Origin of the sequence: Micromonospora sp. NPDC002389, assembly GCF_040296095.1 — a bacterium.
In the GTDB taxonomy this organism is placed as follows: domain Bacteria; phylum Actinomycetota; class Actinomycetes; order Mycobacteriales; family Micromonosporaceae; genus Micromonospora.
This window is the reverse complement of sequence record NZ_JBEOWP010000001.1, coordinates 78,320-95,922: the sequence shown is the minus strand read 5'-3', so window position 1 is coordinate 95,922 and position 17,603 is coordinate 78,320. Positions and strand designations below refer to the sequence as shown.

Here is a 17,603-nt window from a genome sequence, read left to right as displayed (position 1 = left end):
CGGCGCACGCCACCCCGGCGGTGGATCAGCGGTGGCTGTACGTCATGCAGTCGGCCATGTCGGCGTCCGGGCCGACCCTGATCGCCGGGGCCTGGCACTCCAGTTGCTCGTTGTGCCGACAGTCGGCCCGCTGGCACGCGCCCACCTGGGCCACCTGGCCGTCGATGCCGGCGCGCACGGCCGGCATCTCGATGAAGGTGTGGCAGTGCGCGTGGTCCATGCTGCCGATCGTGATGGCGAAGGCGTTGCAGTCGCCGGTGTGGTTGTACGCGCAGGCGGACACCACACACTCCTGGACCCGGGGCATCTCCATCGCTGCGGTCATGACCCAACCTCCTCCGTTGAATTTGCCCTAATTTTAGGCTTTCGGAGGGTTGGTCAGGACCGGTTCACCGGTAGTCAGGGGCAGACGCGCCACTCGCCGTCCTCGCGGAGCAGGCTGATCGACTCGTTCGTCTCGCCGTTGGCCGTCTCCAGGCGTACCGAGGCGGCGCCGGTGGTCCGGCCGTTGTTGGTGGAGACCCGCATCCCGGTGATGTCGTACTCCACCAGTTTCGGCATCGCCTGCCGTTGCAGGGCGAACTCGTCCGCCGTGACCTGGTCGCGTTGCCGCTGGCAGAGACGGTCGTAGGCGCGCTGGTGGTCGCCGTCCCGGAGGGCGTCCAGATACTCGCCGGTAGCGCTGCGGGCCGGGCCGACCGCGTCCTGCACGGTCTGGTAGAGGAACCAGCCGCCGACCGCACCACCCAGGCAGCAGAGGGCGACGACCACCCCCACCACGACGAGCACGATCCGCAGCGGGCGGTTGTTGCGGGGCGGGACCGGAGTCGGGTGGTACGTCATGCAGGGCAGCGTAGATCCACTACGCAACCGGTCGGCCCTGCGTACCCGGGATCAGACCCGGAAGCCGGCGTCCCGGGCGGCCTGGCGCTCGCGGCGTCGGTCCGCGCGTCGGCGCAGGAACCACGGCAGATAGAACGCGAACGCGACCAGGAACACCAGCACCAGCACCGGCAGCACGATCGCCACCAGGGACATCACCACGCTGGTCGCGTCCTCGGCGGTGCTCGCCACCGGGGCGCCGAAACCGGCCGTGGTCGCGTTGATGACCGGCCGCGCGGCGGACTTGAGCAGGTGTACGCCGAGCGCGATCAACACCCCGACGATGACCGGTAGCCACTGGCCACCGTCGGCGAAGAAGCTGTCCGGGTCGCTGACCGTCACCGTCTCCGAGGCGGAGCCGGCACCGAAGGCCAGCCCACCGGCGGTCGGGCGGACCACCGTCTGCACCACGTCGTTGACGTGGTCCACCACCGGGACCTTGTCCGCGACGACCTCGACGACGAGCAGCACCGCGAGGATGCCCAGCACCCAGTCGTTGCCGAGCCACTGCCAGCCGCCGGGCAGGTCGATGACGCTGGTGAAACGGGCCAGCGTGCCCATCAGCAGCAGCGGGATGTAGGCGTTGAGCCCCGCCGAGGCGGCGAGGCCGGTACCGGTCAGTACTTCGAGCACCATCTCAGCATGGCACCGGCGCGCCAGTGCCGCTCGGCGGCGGTGCCCGGGGTCTCCGCTACCCTCGTCGGGTGCGGTTGGTGATTGCGAAATGCTCGGTGGACTATGTCGGACGCCTCTCGGCCCACCTGCCGCCGGCCACCCGGCTGCTGATGGTGAAGGCGGACGGTTCGGTGTCCATCCACGCCGACGACCGGGCCTACAAGCCGTTGAACTGGATGAGCCCGCCCTGTCGGCTGGAGGAGGCGCCCGGGGTGTGGCGGGTGGTCAACAAGGCCGGCGAGGAGCTGCGGATCACCCTGGAGGAGATCTTCCAGGACACCTCGTACGAACTCGGTGTCGACCCGGGCCTGCGCAAGGACGGGGTGGAGGCGCACCTGCAGGAGCTGCTGGCCGCCAACCCGGAGACGCTGGGCGAGGGGTACACGCTGGTCCGCCGCGAGTACATGACCGCCATCGGGCCGGTCGACCTGCTCTGCCGCGACGCCGAGCAGGGCACGGTCGCGGTCGAGGTGAAGCGCCGGGGCGAGATCGACGGCGTCGAGCAGCTCACCCGCTACCTCGAACTGCTCAACCGTGATCCGCTGCTCGCCCCGGTGGCCGGCGTCTTCGCCGCGCAGGAGATCAAGCCGCAGGCCCGGGTGCTCGCCCGGGATCGCGGCATCCGGTGCGTGGTCGTCGACTACGACCGGCTGCGCGGCATCGAGCGCGACGAGCTGACCCTCTTCTGACGGTCGGCCCGGAACTCCCGAGCCGCAACCGGTCCTGCGGTGTGTCCGCGCGGTCAGGTGGTGCGTTGGCGAGGGATCGTGGTCCGGACCGCGATCAGCGACTTGGGCAGGCCGCCGACCCGTTCCACCAGGATGCGGGACTGCGGGAAGTAGTGCCGCATCTGGGACCGGTCGAGCAGTTCGGTCCAGAGCACCTGGTGGATGGCCGCGTCGTGGGTGTGGGTGGCCTTGTGCCCGAGCGGCCACCGCCGGGCGACCGCGGTGCGCAGACGTACCGGCAGGAACTGCATGCCCGGCGCGATCCAGTGCGGCTCGATCGGGAAGTAGCGGTAGGGCGTCTGCACCCAGTGCCGCTCGGCCAGCGTGTGCACCGCCTCGGCGAACCGCAGCCGACGCTCGTGCCCACCCACGTGTTCCAGCACCGAGTTGGAGAAGACCAGGTCGTAACGGCGCCCGGTGATGTGGGCCGGCAGGTCGCAGGCGTCGGCCTGGTCGACCTCGGCCCACTCGGGTACGTCGGCGGCGGGTCGCTCCAGATTGACCACGTGTACGCGAGCCGGCCGGACGGCCGCACGGGTCCACGTGCCGAGGCGTCCACCAAGGTCGATCACGTGCATCTCGGACAGTCGGGGAAACGTCCGGACCAGCCATTCGGCGCGGCGCTGGCGTTGCCGCGCGGCCCATGAGCCGTCCTTGTCCACGAGATGGAATCGCAATCGATGGGGGCGCATCTAACGGAATGTACCGTCGCGGCTACCCACGTTAAACCCTTGGATGTCGATCGAAGACGGCGACGATCGGTCCGCCGGGCGGCGGCGGGTGTCGGACCCCCGCGCTCACCTGCCGTAGAGCATCTTGACCGCTTTGACGAGACGGGCCACGTCAGCGGGGGTGCGATCGAACGTGGTCGAGGGGAGCAGCGTCCGGCCCCGGCGACGGGTCACCGCCTTGGCCCGCCCGAACTCGCGCAGCCCGTCCTCGCCGTGGATGCGGCCGAACCCCGACTCGCCGACCCCGCCGAACGGCAGGGTGGACATGCCGGCGAAGGTGAGCGCCGAGTTGATCGACGCCATGCCGGAGCGCAGTCGGCGGGCGATCGCCACCGCCCGACGCTTCCCGAAGACCGAACCGCCCAGACCGTAGGGCAGGGCGTTGGCCCGGGCGAGCGCCTCGTCCGCGTCCCGGACCCGGTTCACGGTCAGCGTCGGGCCGAAGGTCTCCTCGCGTACGGCGGCAGAGTCCTCCGGCACGTCCACCAGTACGGTCGGGTGCGCGTACGGCGGCCGTACGGCGTCCCGGCCGCCCAGGGCGGCACGCCCGCCCCGGGTCAGCGCGTCGTCGATGTGCCGCCGGATGACGTCGAGCTGGCTGGGCATGGTGATCGGGCCGACGTCGGCGTCGTCCGGGCCGACGGTGAGGCGGCCCGCGCGCTCGACCACCTTGTCCAGGAACGCGTCGAAGACCGGCTCCACCGCGTAGACCCGCTCGATGCCGATGCAGGTCTGTCCGGCGTTGGTCATCGCACCCCAGACGGCGGCCTCGGCGGCGGCGTCCAGATCGGCGTCGGTGTCCACGATCATCGCGTCCTTGCCGCCGGCCTCCAGCAACACCGGGGTCAGCGACTCGGCGCAGGCGGCCATCACCTTCTTGGCGGTCGCCGTGGAGCCGGTGAAGGCGAGCTTGTCGACCCCGGACCGGCACAGTGCCGCGCCCACGTCGGCGAGGCCGTGCACCGTGCTGAACACCGGCTGCTCGGGCACCACCTCGGCGAACGTGTCGACCAACCACTGGCCGACCACCGGGGTGTACTCGCTCGGCTTGAGGACCACCGCGTTGCCGGCGGCCAGCGCGTACGCGGCGGAGCCGATGGGGGTGAAGACCGGATAGTTCCACGGCCCGATCACCCCGACCACCCCGTACGGCTGATACTCCAGGTGGGCCGAGAACTCGGCCAGGATGAGCCGGGAGCGGACCCGGCGGGCGCCGAGCACCCGGCGGGCGTTGTTCGCGGCCCAGTCGACGTGCTCGACGGCGGACACGATCTCGACCAGCGCGTCGGCGACCGGCTTGCCGCCCTCGGCGTGGACCAGCTCCGCAAGCGTCTCCATCCGCTGCGCGAGCAGTCGCCGCCAGCGCAGCAGACGCTCCCGCCGCCCGTCGAAGCCGAGCCCGGCCCACCACAGACCGGCGGCGCGGGCACTCGCGACGGTGCGCTCGACGTCCATGGCGGTGGCGACCGGTACGCGGCCTGCCTCGTCGCCGGTGGCCGGATTGGTCGAGATCAGGTGGTGGCCCTCGATCATCGGGGTGCCGGGGCGGTGGACAGCCGTCATGGCGGAAGTCTAGACCCGAATATTACTCACAGGTAGGGGAGTGGTGCGGGGCTCAACGGGCTGGGCGGCGGATGGTTGAATCGGACTGAGCAGCAGTTTTCGCCGGGAGGTCGGCGCCCTGTCCACCGAAAGGGCCGAACGGAAGGTGTCCGGCCGGTTACTCGGTGATGACTGGCCGGGTGGTGGAGGTGGCCGCCCGGTGGTGGCAGGCTGACGCGGGGGTGGCCGCGCGGGGTGGAGGTCCGACTGTCCATGGAGGAATATCCGCAACTGATGCCGCTGCTGACGGTGGCCGCCGGACCCATGCGTGGGCTCGGGTTCCGGCTGCGTCGCCAGCCGCAGGTGATCGGCCGCGATCCGGCGGTCGACATCGTCGTGCACGACCCGCACCTGAGTCGTCGGCACGCCGAGATCTGGCTGGCCGGCGAGGGAGTGTCCCTGGTGGACCTCGGCTCGACCAACGGCACCTGGGTGAACGAACGTCGGATCACCGAGCTGACCCGACTGAGCGACGGCGACGTGATCCGGATCGGACGTACCGACCTGCGGTTCTTCGACCCGGGCGTGGCCCGCACCGACCCGGTGGGATTCAGCTTCGGGGTGCCGCGTCAGGAGCGGCGACCGACCCTGCCGCTGCCGGCCGCGCCCGCCACGCGCGCCATCACCGGCGGCTCCTGACCTGTGCGCCCGGCCGCTGACCTGAGCCCGAACGCTGACCTGTACCCGGCGCGGTGACAAACCCCACCGCGTCTGGACAGGCCCGCGCCACGTGGCAGACTCGCGCGCATGACCTGAGCGACCGTTAAAGTCCGGTCGCCGGTAACGCGGACAAGGGGAGGCCGGGCGTGGCGCGCGAGTTCACCAGCGTGGGTGTGGTGGGTCTGGGCACCATGGGTGCCGGCATCGTCGAGGTCTTCGCCCGCAGCGGCGTCGACGTGGTGGCCGTCGAGATCACCGACGACGCCCTGGAGCGGGGCCGGACCACGCTGACCGGCTCGACCGACCGGGCCGTGGCCAAGGGCCGGCTCGCCGCCGCCGACCGGGACGCCCTGCTCGACCGGGTCACCTTCGCCGTCGGGCTGGACGCCCTGCACGCGGTCGACCTGGTGATCGAGGCGGTGCCCGAGCGCCTCGACCTCAAGCGACGGCTCTTCGCCGACCTGGACCGGATCTGCAAGCCCGAGGCCGTCCTCGCCACCAACACCTCCTCGTTGAGCGTCACCGAGATCGCGGTCGCCACCGGCCGGCCCGAGCAGGTGATCGGCATCCACTTCTTCAACCCGGCACCGGTGATGAAGCTGGTCGAGGTCGTGCGTACGGTCGTCACCGCCGACGACGTGGTGGCCGACGTGGAGGCGCTCTGCGCGCGGCTCGGCAAGGTCGACGTCACCATCGGCGACCGCGCCGGGTTCGTCGCCAACGCGCTGCTCTTCGGCTACCTCAACCACGCCGTCACGATGGTCGAGGCCCGCTACGCGACCCGCGAGGACATCGACGTCGCGATGAAACTCGGCGGCGGACTGCCGATGGGCCCGCTCGCCCTGATGGACCTGATCGGGCTGGACACGTCGTACGAGGTCCTGGACACCATGTACCGCCGGGGCGGCCGGGACCGCCGCCACTCCCCGGCGCCGCTGCTGCGGCAGATGGTGACCGCCGGTCTGCTCGGGCGGAAGTCCGGCCGGGGCTTCTACACCTACGAGCGGCCCGGCTCATCGAAGGTCGTACCCGACGCGCAGACGCCGGCACCGGCGGGGGAGCCACCCACCGACCCGGTACGCACCGTCGGGGTGGTCGGAGCGGGTGCGTCAGCGCACCGACTCGTCGCGGTCTTCGCCGCCGCCGGATACCAGGTCGTCGCGGTCAGCCCCGAATCCGAGGACCTGGCGACGGCTGGCGCGGCGGTGCGGACCGCGCTGGACGAGAACGTGGCCCAGGACCAGCTCGGCGAGGCCGACCGCGACGCCGCCCTCGACCGGATCACCTGGTCGACGGCGTCGACCGAGCTGGCCGACGTCGACCTGGTGGTCGAGGCGGTGGCCGACGATCTCGACGTCAAGAAGGCACTTCTCGCCGATCTGGCCGCAGTGTGCAAGCCGGGCACCGTGCTGGCCACCACCACCTCCGTGCTGCCGGTGATCGACCTGGCGATGGCGACCGGGCGTCCGGACGACGTGGTGGGCCTGCACTTCGTCCACCCCGGTGCGGCGACCCCAGTGGTGGAGATCGTCCGGACGATCCGAAGCTCGGTGGCGGCCGTCGACACGGCGCGGGCAGTCTGCGCCACGCTGGGCAGGACCGGGGTGGTCTGCGACGACCGGGCCGGTTTCATCGTCGACGCGCTGTTGTTCCCGTACCTCAACGACGCGGTGCGGATGCTGGAGGCCGGGTACGCCGGCACCGACGACGTCGACCACGCGATGAAGCTCGGCTGCGGCTACCCGACCGGACCGTTCGCACTGCTCGACGCGATCGGCCTGGACGTGGCGCTGGCCGTGCAGCGGCGGTTGTACGCGGAACTGCGCGATCCCGGCTTCGCCCCGGCCCCACTGCTGGAGCAACTCGTCACCGCCGGTCACCTCGGCGACCGCACCGGACGCGGCTTCCGCTGACCTTCCGGTCCCGGTAAGGAGGGGCACCTTAGAGCGACCGGAAATTGGGTGGTGGAGGCGAGGCGGGTCCTGGCCGAGGATGGCAAGGCGGAAGAGGAGGCCATGCCGGTGTTGCATGGCCGATGACGACAACGCCGCCGGCCGACGTGTCAGGCTCGCCGCAGCCCCGCCAGTCCTATTGCCGGTCGCTCATGGGGCCGGACCCGCTGGACCGAGGATGGCCTGCGACCGTGGCGACCGCCTTCTGCTGCTCACGCTGGTCACCTGCCGAGTCGAGTCGGCACGCGGATCGCGGCCAGAAGCGGGCATGCGAACCGCCTTGCTCAGGCCCATGCTGTCGCCTCCATCGCAAGATCACGCTCGATCCGGGATCGAGTGGTCATCGTCGCGCTCGGATACCACTCGATCCCGGATCGAGCGTCAGCTTCCGATGACGACAACGCCCGCCAGCCGACGTGCCAGGTCTCGCCGCAGCCCCGCCTGTCCTATCGCCGGTCGCTCTTGTTAACGCCTGCGGTATAGGAAGGGTCCCCTCCTAACCGCAACGCCGGCCGGGCGACGAGAAGCACGGCGCCACCCGGCCTTACGCTGGGTGACGTGAGCCCTCGTCGCAACCGTCCCCGCCGTGACGATGACACGCGTCTGGACGCCGAACGTGCCCGGCACGGAGTCGCCTCGGTGCAGCAGTGGCGGGACGGCGACTGGCAGGTACGCGCGATCAGCGGCGGTGGGTCGACCAAGACGTACCGCTGTCCCGGCTGCGACCAGGAGATCCGGCCCGGCGTGGCGCATCTGGTCGCCTGGCCGGCCGACGACCGGGGCGACCTGACCGACCGGCGGCACTGGCACACCGGCTGCTGGCGCGCCCGGGACCGGCGGACACCGGGGATCCAGCGCGGCCGCAGCGCCCCCCGCTACGGCTGAACGCCGCCCCGCCCGTCGCGAGGTCGCCCGGCGCCCGCCGCTACGGCTGAACGCCGGCTCGCCCGTCGCGAGGTCGGCCCGGCGCCCGCCCGCCCGGCGCCCGCCGCTACGGCTGAACGCCGGCCCGCCCGTCGCCGGGTCCGCTCGGCGGCGGCCCGCCTGTCGATGGCCCGCCTGTCGCCGGCCAGCCCGTCGCTGGGGCGCCGAGACGCTGGGACGCCGGGGCGCCGGGGGACCAGGGCGCCGAGACGCCGGGTGGCCGAGACACAGATACGCCGAGACGCTGGGGCGCTGGCCGTCCGTACCCGCCTTCCGGCGATCTTTGTCACCTGGCCGCGCGGCCGGGACGGTGGGACGGGAGGATGGAGGGGTGAGTGCACCCATTCGCGCGTCGTCGATCCTGCCCGGCCGCCGGGAGGACATCGAGCTGCACACCGCGGACGGACTGCGGCTGGTCGGTGAGCTGGCCCGCCCGGTCGACCGCGAGCCGGTGGCCACGCTGGTCTGCCTGCACCCGCTGCCCACCCACGGCGGGATGATGGACAGCCACGTGTTCCGCAAGGCGGCCTGGCGGCTGCCCGCGCTGGCCGACCTGGCCGTGCTGCGCTTCAACACCCGGGGCACCAGCAGCGTACGCGGCACCAGCGAGGGCAGCTTCGACTCGGCTGTCGGCGAGCGGTACGACGTGGCCGCCGCCATCGAGTACGCCGAGTTCCACGAGCTGCCGAACATCTGGCTGCTGGGCTGGTCGTTCGGCACCGACCTGGTGCTCAAGTACGGCGGTGACCCGGCCGTGTCCGGCGCGATCCTGCTCTCCCCGCCGCTGCGCTTCTCCGAGGCGGCCGACCTGGCCCACTGGGCGGAGTTCGGCCGACCGCTGACCGCGTTGGTGCCGGAGTTCGACGACTACCTCCGCCCCGAGGAGGCCCGCGAGCGGTTCGCCGCAGTGCCGCAGGCCGAGGTGGTCGGGGTACCGGGAGCGAAGCACCTCTGGGTCGGGGACGCCGAGACGGTGCTGGACGAGGTGGTCCGGCGGGTCAACCCGGCGGTGCCGGTGCCGCTGCCGACGACCTGGGACGGCCCGATGGAGACCGGCGACGCCAGCGCGTACGCCGACCGCACGGTGGCCGCCTTCGCCGACATCCCGGTCACCGGCCCGGAACAGCGTCGCGCCGACTGACCCCCGGTCCCACCTGTCGGCCGATGCGGCACTCGCGCAGCGATCCCGCCGGTGGCGACGACGCGAGCCCGCTGGTGGTCAGCGGCGGTCCTGGCGGGGGATCACCACCTCGCGTAGGACGATCTGGATCGCGGCGACCGTCGGGATGGCGATCAGCGCGCCGATCACGCCGAGCAGTGACACCCCGAGGAGCGCGGCGACCAGCGCCGCCACCTCGTTGACGTGCACCGACCGGCGCATGATCTTGGGATAAAATAGATAGTTCTCGATCTGCTGATAGATCACGAAGAACACCACGCAGGCGATGCCGACGGACGGCTCGGTGGCGAACCCGACCAGGCTGACGACCACCGCGCCGAGCGTCGCGCCGATCTGCGGGATGAGGTCCGTGATCGCCACGACCACGGCGAGCGCGAACGGATAGGGCAGGCCCACCGCGAGCGCGAAGACGAAGGCGGCGACACCGGCCAGCACCGCGATGGAGAGCGCACCGACCATGTACGCGCCGACCTTGGTCAGCATCTCGTCGCCGATGAGCTGCACCCGCTCCCGGCGCGAGCGTGGCACCAGGGCGTACGCGAGGTCGCGCATCCGGTCGAAGTAGACCAGGAAGTAGATGGTCAGCACCAGCACGGTGAGCACCCGGAAGATCGTGCCGAAGAGGAACTGGGCACCACCGAGCACGCCGCCCAGCGCCCGCCCGACCACGTCCGCGCTGGCCAGCTCCTGCGCCCGCCGCATTAGGTCGAAGCGTTCCACCAGGTCGTTGACCGTCTCGTTGCGGCGCAACGACTCCAGGTAGCTCGGCAACTGGTCGAGGAACTGGGTCAACTGGGTCAGGATCGGAGGCACCAGGGCCAGTACGCCCCCGCTCAGCAGCGCGACCACGACGAGCGTCACGATCGCCACGGCCAGGCCGCGCGGCACCCCCCACGACCGCAGGCGGACCACCGCCGGGTGCAGGCCCACCGCGAGGAACAACGCGATGACCACCAGCACGACCATCCCGGCCGCGTTGCGCAACCCCAGATAGACGGCGTACGCGAGCAGCACGCCGAGCGCACCGGTGAACCCGACCAGGAAGCTGTTGCGCCGTAGCGGCCGCCCCGGCGTACCGAACCGACCCGCCTCGGGGTGTGGATCGTGCGCCGGGCCCACCGTCGACGTCTCCGGCGTGGTCTGCGCCCCCGACCTGCCCGGCGTGGTCTGCGCCGCCGACCCCTCCGGCGTGGCCTGCGCCGCCGACCTGCCCGGCGTGGCCCCGGCCGCCACCGGCCGGTCCGTCGTGCCGGGCACCGACCCCGGATCGCTCTCGTCGTGGGAGCCGGTCGTCCCGCCCCCTTGCCGGCCCGGCGGAGACTGCTCCGCCCGGGGCTGCGCCGTCGCGGACCGCTTCGTGCCGGGATCGTCGGACCCCGGCTGCTCCACTGCGGACCGCTCCGGCTCGTCCTGCGCCACTCGGCCTCCCCGCTCAGACCTCGACCGCTGCTGCCGGAACCGTGCCGACCCGTTCAGGCGGCTGCGGGCCGGCCGGCATGACCGGCACGCTACTGCACCGGCGGATCAGTCCGATCGCGGGTGGAGGCTCCGAGAACGTGTCTCCGCGTTCGGTCGGATCCGGTCCGGTGCCGGGGACGTCCCGGCACCGCTCTGCGCCTGCCGTGGCCGGTCGTGGTCTGCGGCGGTCGTGGCCGGTCGCGGTCTAGGGCGGTCGCGGTCTAGGGCGGTCCTGGCCGACCTCGGTCTGCGGCGGGCTGGTGTCCGGGCCAGTGGCTCAGTGCTGTTTGACCTGCCGGACGAACGAGCGCCAGGTCGACGGGGCGAACGCGAGCACCGGGCCCTGCCGGTCCTTGCTGTCGCGGACCGCGACCACGCCGGGCAGGTTGTCGGCCACCTCCACGCAGTCGGTGTTGCCGCTGCGGCTGGCGGTGCGCCAGGTCGCGCCGTTCAGGTCCATGACTTCGCCACCCTGTCGAGGAGTTCGATCGACTGCTGGCGGGACAGTGCCTCGTTGCGCACCGTCTCCCAGCGCGCCAACAGCGTAGCCAGGTCCGTCTCGCTGTCGGTCGGCGTGGCGGTCAGTTGGTTCTCCATGATCGCCACCCAGCCACCCTCCTCGCTGCGGGCCAGCGAGAACGGCCCGGAGAGCCCGATGTGTACCCCGACACCGAGCGGGACGACGTGGATGCTGACGTTCGGCCGCGCGGCAGAGGCGATCAGGTGCTCGATCTGGTGCACCATGACCGGCCAGAAGCGTTCCTCCCGCCGGTGCAGGACGGCCTCGTCGATGACCGCGATGAGCTGGGGCGGGTCGGGCTGAGTGAGGATGGCCTGCCGCTCCAGCCGGGCGGCGACCCGCCGGTCCACCTCCTCGTCGCTGAGCAGGTCGTCGCAGCGGATCACCGCGCGGGCATAGCCCTCGGTCTGGAGCAGGGCCGGGATCAGCGTGGGTTGGAAAACCCGGAGCTGCCGGGCCAGGCGTTCGGCGTCCAGCCACGGCAGGAACCACGACGGCTGCCCCTCCCGTTCGGCGATCCGCAGCAACGCCACCAGCAGCCCGCCGGAGCGCAACACCTCGTCGGCGCGGGCGAGCATCGACCGGTCGTACGGCCGACTGCCGGTCTCGACGGCCGAGACCATCGACGGCGAGTAGTGCACCTGCTTGCCGAACTCCTCCTGGCTGAGCCCGGCGGCCACCCGAAGCCGGCGAAGCTGCGCCCGGATCAGGTCCGCCGTCGATCCCTCCACAGTGCCTCCACAGTCTGAGCCCGAGAAACGCTCGGGATTGCCGGTCGGGGTCAGGACTTCGCAGCGATGCGACGACCAGCCTCGATGCCTTCCGACAGTAGTGGCTCGCTCAGCAGACTGTCAGCCATGCCGGACTGGTTCGTTGCCGAGGGGGCGCGGGCTGGTCCAGGCCGGGGGCCGCCCCCGCCATCCCCCGCGTGGGCGGCCCCTCCCGCAGTCCTGGCCACATCCGGCGCCGCGTCAGCAACAGATGTGTCCAGGCTTTCCCGAGGGAGGTCGATGTGCGCAGCAAGTGGTACCAGTGCCCGACGGTGATCCTGCCGGTCCTGCCGCAACGGCGGCGGGGCACTCACCTGCCCGGCTGGACGGAGCAGCCGACCCAGCCGCTGCCGCGCCAACACGCGGGACGCCCCGGCCGGCTCACGCCGGGCCAGTGGTGGCGGGCGACCGGCGGCCGACAGCGGCGTACGCCGGGTGGCCAGGCATGATCACCACGCGCCTGCCCATGCCGGGCGACGGCCCCCGTCCCGAACGTCCGCGCCCCGTCGGCAGTCTGCCCCCGCACACCCCGTTACGACCGACCTGGTGCTGTCGCGCCGATGGGCAGCCCTGGCCCTGCGGGGAGGCACGACTGCTGCTCCGGCTGGAGTACGACGGCAACAGCGCCGGCCTCACCATCTATCTGGCCGGCCTGATGTACGAGGCGATGCGGGACCTCTATCACCTCAACCCGCACGACGGCCCGGCACCTCGGGCGCTGTTCGACCGGTTCGTCGCCTGGGGAGCGTCCCGTCGACCGGCCGAGCACCGCCGTCCCGACTCACCCTGACCGCCGGCCGCCGTAGCCCGCCCCGAGTCCGCCGGATCGTCGGGGTGCTGTCGGTTTCGTCCCGAGGCCGCTGGGGTGGCCGGGTGGCGTCGCTCCGCCCCGAGACCGCTTGAGCGGCCGGGTGGCGTCGCTCCGTCCCGAGTCCGCCTGGGCGTTGGGCGTCGTCGGTTCGTCCCGTCCGCCTGATCGTCGGGCGCCGTCGGCTCAGTCCGAGGTGACCTTGCTCGGCTTGGCGCTGCGTTCGTCAGTGGTCGGCTTGGTCGGGCGCTTGCCGTTCTCGCCGGTGCTGGTGATCTTCGTCGGGGTGGCGTCCCGGCCACCCGCCCCCGGCACGGCCGCCACCGTCGGCTCGCCGTCCACACCGGCGCTCGCCGTGCTGCCGTCGACCGAGGTCGGCTCGGTGGCCGGCTTCGCCGTCGCGTCCTCGACCGTGGTGACCGGCTCCGCCACCGGCTTCGTCGCCGGTCCTTCGTCGCCCGTGGTCGCGGGCTTCGTCCCAGGACCGTCCTGACCTGCGGTCGCAGGCTTCGTCGTCGGCTCGTCGTCGCCGGTGGTCGCGGTCGGTCCGTCGTCGCCTGCGGTCGCGGGCTTCGCGGTCGGTCCGTCGTCGCCGGTGGTTGCCGGCGTCGTCGACGGGCCGCCGTCGCCCGCAGGTTCGGTGGGCCTGGTGGCGGTGTCGGCCGAGCCACCCGGTCCGCTCGCCGCGCCGACGACGCTGTTGCTCGGGCGGCTGCCGTTGACGGCGACCGGCGCCGTGGCGGAGGCGGTGGTGGCGGAGGCGGCCATCGCGGCAGCCGGGGCGGACGCGGCCACGGAGGCGGGAGCACCCGGACCGTCGGGGCCGGTCGCCGCCGTCAGCCGCAGGTCGAGCAGCTTGCGCTGCAGGTCGTCGGACTCCTGCCGGGACTTCCAGGTCTCCTGACGCAGGTCGGCGAGTTGCTGCTGGGCCTTGGCGATCTCCAGCATCACCTGGGCGAGCTGCTGGCGGCTCGCCGCCGCCTCCTGCTGCGTCGCGGCCAGGTGCTGCTGCGTGGTGGCCAGGTGCTGCTGGGTGGTGGCGGCGTACTCCTCGAACTGGCGGCGGGAGGAGGCCACGTACTCGTCGGCCTCACGACGGGCGGTGGTGACGTGCTCGTCCGCCTCGCGACGCGTGGTGGTGGCGTACTCGTCGGCTTCCTGGCGCTTGTCGGCCGCCTCGGTCCCGGCGTCGCGCAGCAGCGCGGTGGCCCGCTCCTCGGCCTCGGCGCGTACCGTGGCGGCCTCCTGCTCGGCGGCCTGGCGGATCGCGTCGGCGCCCTGCTCGATCTCGTTCTTCCGGGTGGTGTACTCCGACTCCAGCTCGGCGCGGCGGGTCTCGAAACCCGACTCCAGCTCGACGGTACGGCCCTGGAACTGCTCGTCCAGCTCGGCGTTGCGGGTCGTGAACTTCTTCTCCAACTCGTCGCGACGGCTGGTGAACTCCCGCTCGGCGGTTGCCCGCCGCTCGGCCAGCTCCCGGTCCGCCGCCTCCCGCCGGCCGTTGACCTCCTTCTCCACCCCGGCCCGCCAAGCGCCCAGTTCCTGCTGCGCCTGAGCGCGGGCGTGCTGCACGTACGCCTCGGTCTCGGTGCGCATTCGCTGCGCGTACGCCTCGGTCTCCGTGCGGGTGCGGCGGGCCGCCTCGGTGGTCTGCGCGGTCAGCCGCTCGGCCTCCTGGCGGGTCTTGTCGCGCGTGGCGCGGCCGGCCGTGGCGGCGTCGTCGATGATCTGCTTGGCCTCCTGCTGGGCCTTGGCGTGCGTGGCGCGACCGGCCTCGGTGGCCTGGTCGACCAGGCGCTTGGCCTCCTGCTGCGCCTTCGCATGCACCTCCTTGGCCGCGTCGCGGAGCTGGGTGGCCTCCTGCTGGGCGGTGGCGTGCACCTCGCGTGCCGCCTCCCGGAGCTTGGTCGCCTCCTGCTGGGCCCGGGTGTGGATCTCCTTGGCGGCGTCGCGGAGCTGGGTCGCCTCCTGCTCGGCCTTGGCCAACGCCTCCTGGGCGGCCTTGCGCAGCCGGGCGGCCTCCTCACGGGCGGCCCGGGCAGCGGCCTCGGACTCCGCCTTACGGGCGGCGGCCTGCCGCTCCTCCTCGGCCCGGCGGGTGGCCAGCGCGATCTCGAAATCCTTGAGCGCCTTGGCGGCCTCCGCGCGCGCCTCGTCGATGATGTGCTCGGCGGTGGCCCGGCGCGCCTCGATCTCCTCGTGGGCGGCACCGAGGATGTCCTCGGCCTGCTCCTCGGCGAGCGCCAGGATCTGCTCCACCCGGGGACCGAGATGGCGGAACGCGGCACGGTCGACCACGCCGACCTGCTTGCGGACCTGGGCGAGGTCGCGCTGGAGCACCTCGACCTGACCGGCCAGCTTGTGGATCTGGGTGTAGGCCTGTTCACGCTCGGTCGCCAACGCCGCGATCTCGTGCTCCGCACGAGCGACGTACCGGTCGACCTGCCGTTTTTCGTATCCTCGCAGGGCGGACTCGAAGCTGGGCTCCGTGGTCACGTCCCCGCCGAGGGAGAACAGTTCCTCGCCGTGCGACATGCTCCCATCCTCACACGCAACGGCCACTCCTGGGGCGATACGGACGCCCCTGTTGGGACCTACTTCACGTGCCCGGGCGAGCGGTTGCCGACACGTCCCGCATAAGCAGGGCGGCGCGGGGTGGCACCGTCACCCGGTGTCACCCCGCGCCGTCGATCATGCCCCGAGCCGCCGGATCAGCTGGTGGTCTCCGCAGCGACCTTGTCGTCGGACTCGTCGGCCTTCTTGGCCGCCGGCTTGTCCGCCGCCGCCGCGGCGTTCGCGTTGTTCGGTACGCCCGGCACGATGCCGGCCAGGCCGGAGAGCATCTGCCCGAGCTGCGAGGTGACCGCGTCCTTCTGACGGGTGAGGTCCTCGACCTCGCGGCGGGCCGCCTGGGTGGTCAGCTCGGCCTCGGTGCGCGCCTCGTTGAGCAGACGCTGCGACTCGGCGCGGGCCTCGCTCAGGGTCCGCTCGGAGAGCGCCTTGGCCTTCTCGACCGTCTCGGTCGCGTTGCGCTCGGACTCGACCCGACGGGCCTCGGCCCGCTGCTCGATCTCCTTGGCCCGCTCCTGCGCGGCCCGGGCCCGCTGCTCGGCCTCGCTGACCAGCTTCTGGGTCTGCGCGACCTGGGCGGCGTGCCGCTCCGACTCCTCGCGCTCGGCCTTCTCCCGCCGCTCGGCGAGCTGCAGCTCCAGCGCCTGGAGGTCCTTGTCGCGCTTGTCGCGGGCGTCGGTGAGGAGCTTGGTCGCCTCGGCGCGCTTCTCCTCGGCCTCCCGGGCGGCCTTGGCCCGCTGCTGGGTGATCTCCCGCTCGGCGGTGGCCCGGAGGGTGGCCACCTCCCGCTCGACGGTCGACTTCAGCTCGGCGACCTCGTGCGCGGTCACCGTACGCAGCTGCTTGGTCTCCCGCTCCGCGTCGGCGCGCAGCGTGTCGGCCTCCCGGCGGGCCTGCACCCGCGCCTCGGCCGCCTCGCGCTCGGCGGCGGTGCGGACGTTGCCCGCCTCGCGCTCGGCGCTGGCCTTCATCGCGGCGGCCTCGGCACGGGCCTTGTCGGTGATCTCCCGCGCCTCGAGGCGGGCGGCGGAGAGGATCCCCTCCGACTCGCGCTTGGCCTCGTTGCGGTGGTCGTTGGCCTGCTCCTCGGCGAGCCGGAGGATCTGCTCGACCCGGGTGCCGAGACCGGACAGCGTCGGGCGGCTGTTCTCCTCCAGCTGCTTGCTGGTGTCGGTGAGCTTCTGCTCCAGGGCGGTGAGCCGCTGCTCGGACTGCCGGAGCCGGCGCTGGGCGTCGTTGAGCGCCTGCTCGGCGTCGGCGCGGTCCTTGTTGGCCTGGCTCAGCGCGGCGTTGAGCCGGCCGATGAAGTCGTCGACCTGACCGGTGTTGTATCCGCGCAGGCCAACCGTGAAATCGGGCTGCGAGTTCGCGTTATCGAAGAACGCGAGAGGGGAGGACTGCTGCTGGGGCATTGGGACATACTGGCAGACCCCCCGGGGTGCTTCGCAAGAGCGTGCCGCCCTTTGCCGTCCTCATTACATGGTCAACTCGACAGGGTGCCGGACCGCCGGGGGAAGTGGCGATCTTGCCAGCTCCGAGGCGAGCGCGAAGGCACGCAGCGTGAGGCGGAAAAGGGGACCGGCGTCCTTATGTTTCCGGCCGCCCCGTCTCACTCGAATGGGTGTCGGCGTGCCTCTGGGAAAGCCAAAGGCGGTTCACCGAATGGCCACCGGCACCTCGTCCGTGAGGCCAGCCGCCGCGCCCGCCCGTCACTCCGCGCCGCCCCCGGCCAGCCGCGTCGTACCGGGGGCGAGCTGCGTCGTACACGAGGGCCGCGCGTGTGCGGCGCGCTGTCGCGCGTGGGCTGCTGCGCGGCGTGCTGCGTGTGTACGGGCTTCGTCGTGCACGGCGTGCTGCGCGTGTGCGGCGTGCTGCGCGTGTGCGGCGTGCTGCGCGTGTGCGGCGTGCTGCGCGTGTGCGGCGTGCTGCGCGTGTGCGGCGTGCTGCGCGTTAGGAAGGGTCCCCTTCTAACGCCTCGTGCATAGCACGGGACCCTTCCTAACAACGCTTCGCGCGCTGTGCCGCTTCACGCGCTGTGCCGCTTCGCGCGCTGTGCCGCTTCGCGCGCTGTGCCGCTTCGCGCGCTGTGCCGCTTCGCGCGCTGTGCCGCTTCGCGCGCTGTGCCGCTTCGCGCGCTGTGCC

At 72.2% G+C, this 17,603-nt stretch carries 17 protein-coding genes; 7 read left to right on the top strand and 10 right to left on the bottom strand.

Going from position 1 to position 17,603, the window contains the following annotated elements:
• Positions 1-25: 25 nt before the first annotated feature.
• The 3 genes from ABT008_RS00425 to ABT008_RS00415 form a co-directional block, all read right to left on the bottom strand.
• The gene (locus ABT008_RS00425; RefSeq protein WP_350692407.1) at positions 26-325 is read right to left on the bottom strand and encodes a DUF1540 domain-containing protein; all 300 of its coding nucleotides are present in this window, start codon (positions 323-325) and stop codon (positions 26-28) included.
• A 74-nt stretch (positions 326-399) separates the two neighbouring features.
• Positions 400-843: an Rv0361 family membrane protein gene (locus tag ABT008_RS00420; protein WP_350692405.1), complete on the bottom strand. Its 444-nt coding sequence runs from the start codon at positions 841-843 to the stop codon at positions 400-402.
• A gap of 51 nt (positions 844-894) precedes the next feature.
• On the bottom strand, positions 895-1,515 hold the full coding sequence (locus tag ABT008_RS00415) for a DUF4126 domain-containing protein (protein WP_350693139.1): 621 nt from the start codon (positions 1,513-1,515) through the stop codon (positions 895-897).
• A 71-nt stretch (positions 1,516-1,586) separates the two neighbouring features.
• On the opposite strand from ABT008_RS00415, the gene nucS reads away from it, so the two are divergent.
• Complete coding sequence (nucS, locus tag ABT008_RS00410) at positions 1,587-2,246, top strand: endonuclease NucS (protein WP_350692403.1); 660 nt, start codon at positions 1,587-1,589, stop codon at positions 2,244-2,246.
• 53 nt (positions 2,247-2,299) lie between these two features.
• On the opposite strand, the gene ABT008_RS00405 is transcribed toward nucS, so the two are convergent.
• Positions 2,300-2,977 carry a methyltransferase domain-containing protein gene (locus ABT008_RS00405; protein ID WP_350692402.1) on the bottom strand — a complete coding sequence of 226 codons (678 nt, stop codon included), beginning with the start codon at positions 2,975-2,977 and terminating at the stop codon, positions 2,300-2,302.
• A 105-nt stretch (positions 2,978-3,082) separates the two neighbouring features.
• Positions 3,083-4,579, bottom strand: a complete 1,497-nt coding sequence (locus ABT008_RS00400) for an aldehyde dehydrogenase family protein (RefSeq protein WP_350692401.1) — start codon at positions 4,577-4,579, stop codon at positions 3,083-3,085.
• Positions 4,580-4,831: 252 nt separating this feature from the next.
• Between ABT008_RS00400 and ABT008_RS00395 the strand changes: the two genes are divergently transcribed.
• The 4 genes from ABT008_RS00395 (at position 4,832) to ABT008_RS00380 (ending at position 9,295) form a co-directional block, all read left to right on the top strand.
• Complete coding sequence (locus tag ABT008_RS00395; protein ID WP_350692399.1) at positions 4,832-5,257, top strand: FHA domain-containing protein; 426 nt, start codon at positions 4,832-4,834, stop codon at positions 5,255-5,257.
• A gap of 167 nt (positions 5,258-5,424) precedes the next feature.
• Entirely contained in the window at positions 5,425-7,191 is a 1,767-nt protein-coding gene (locus tag ABT008_RS00390; RefSeq protein WP_350692397.1) for a 3-hydroxyacyl-CoA dehydrogenase family protein, read from the top strand.
• 597 nt (positions 7,192-7,788) lie between these two features.
• Positions 7,789-8,115 (top strand): Rv1322 family protein, encoded by a 327-nt coding sequence (locus ABT008_RS00385; RefSeq protein ID WP_350692395.1) that lies wholly within the window; start codon positions 7,789-7,791, stop codon positions 8,113-8,115.
• Between the two features lie 370 nt (positions 8,116-8,485).
• Positions 8,486-9,295 carry an alpha/beta hydrolase gene (locus ABT008_RS00380; protein WP_350692393.1) on the top strand — a complete coding sequence of 270 codons (810 nt, stop codon included), beginning with the start codon at positions 8,486-8,488 and terminating at the stop codon, positions 9,293-9,295.
• 78 nt (positions 9,296-9,373) lie between these two features.
• Here ABT008_RS00380 and ABT008_RS00375 read toward each other — a convergent pair whose 3' ends face one another.
• The 3 genes from ABT008_RS00375 to ABT008_RS00365 all read right to left on the bottom strand — a co-directional run bounded on the left by ABT008_RS00375 (position 9,374) and on the right by ABT008_RS00365 (position 12,043).
• Positions 9,374-10,453, bottom strand: coding sequence for an AI-2E family transporter (locus ABT008_RS00375; RefSeq protein ID WP_350693137.1), 1,080 nt, complete (start codon positions 10,451-10,453; stop codon positions 9,374-9,376).
• Positions 10,454-11,069: 616 nt separating this feature from the next.
• Positions 11,070-11,252: a DUF397 domain-containing protein gene (locus ABT008_RS00370; protein WP_350692392.1), complete on the bottom strand. Its 183-nt coding sequence runs from the start codon at positions 11,250-11,252 to the stop codon at positions 11,070-11,072.
• The gene (locus ABT008_RS00365; RefSeq protein ID WP_350692391.1) at positions 11,243-12,043 is read right to left on the bottom strand and encodes a helix-turn-helix domain-containing protein; all 801 of its coding nucleotides are present in this window, start codon (positions 12,041-12,043) and stop codon (positions 11,243-11,245) included. The genes ABT008_RS00370 and ABT008_RS00365 overlap by 10 nt, the downstream gene beginning before the upstream one ends.
• A 281-nt stretch (positions 12,044-12,324) precedes the next feature.
• Here ABT008_RS00365 and ABT008_RS00360 point away from each other — a divergent pair, with 281 nt between their 5' ends.
• Both ABT008_RS00360 and ABT008_RS00355 read left to right on the top strand, forming a co-directional pair.
• Positions 12,325-12,531, top strand: coding sequence for a hypothetical protein (locus ABT008_RS00360; RefSeq protein ID WP_350692389.1), 207 nt, complete (start codon positions 12,325-12,327; stop codon positions 12,529-12,531).
• The gene (locus ABT008_RS00355) at positions 12,528-12,872 is read left to right on the top strand and encodes a hypothetical protein (protein WP_350692388.1); all 345 of its coding nucleotides are present in this window, start codon (positions 12,528-12,530) and stop codon (positions 12,870-12,872) included. The genes ABT008_RS00360 and ABT008_RS00355 overlap by 4 nt, the downstream gene beginning before the upstream one ends.
• A 204-nt stretch (positions 12,873-13,076) precedes the next feature.
• Here the strand turns inward: ABT008_RS00355 and ABT008_RS00350 are convergent, their stop codons facing one another.
• Positions 13,077-15,425: a hypothetical protein gene (locus ABT008_RS00350; protein WP_350692387.1), complete on the bottom strand. Its 2,349-nt coding sequence runs from the start codon at positions 15,423-15,425 to the stop codon at positions 13,077-13,079.
• 176 nt (positions 15,426-15,601) lie between these two features.
• Positions 15,602-16,873 (bottom strand): DivIVA domain-containing protein, encoded by a 1,272-nt coding sequence (locus ABT008_RS00345; protein ID WP_350692385.1) that lies wholly within the window; start codon positions 16,871-16,873, stop codon positions 15,602-15,604.
• Between the last annotated feature and the right edge of the window lie 730 nt (positions 16,874-17,603).

Excerpts from the sequence above, each read along its gene's own strand:
- ABT008_RS00425 (WP_350692407.1), bottom strand. The coding sequence starts at position 325 with ATGACCGCAGCGATGGAGATGCCCCGGGTCCAGGAGTGTGTGGTGTCC.
- ABT008_RS00420 (WP_350692405.1), bottom strand. The coding sequence starts at position 843 with ATGACGTACCACCCGACTCCGGTCCCGCCCCGCAACAACCGCCCGCTG.
- ABT008_RS00405 (WP_350692402.1), bottom strand. The coding sequence starts at position 2,977 with ATGCGCCCCCATCGATTGCGATTCCATCTCGTGGACAAGGACGGCTCA.
- ABT008_RS00400 (WP_350692401.1), bottom strand. The coding sequence starts at position 4,579 with ATGACGGCTGTCCACCGCCCCGGCACCCCGATGATCGAGGGCCACCAC.
- ABT008_RS00395 (WP_350692399.1), top strand. The coding sequence starts at position 4,832 with ATGGAGGAATATCCGCAACTGATGCCGCTGCTGACGGTGGCCGCCGGA.
- ABT008_RS00370 (WP_350692392.1), bottom strand. The coding sequence starts at position 11,252 with ATGGACCTGAACGGCGCGACCTGGCGCACCGCCAGCCGCAGCGGCAAC.
- ABT008_RS00355 (WP_350692388.1), top strand. The coding sequence starts at position 12,528 with ATGATCACCACGCGCCTGCCCATGCCGGGCGACGGCCCCCGTCCCGAA.
- ABT008_RS00350 (WP_350692387.1), bottom strand. The coding sequence starts at position 15,425 with ATGTCGCACGGCGAGGAACTGTTCTCCCTCGGCGGGGACGTGACCACG.
- ABT008_RS00345 (WP_350692385.1), bottom strand. The coding sequence starts at position 16,873 with ATGCCCCAGCAGCAGTCCTCCCCTCTCGCGTTCTTCGATAACGCGAAC.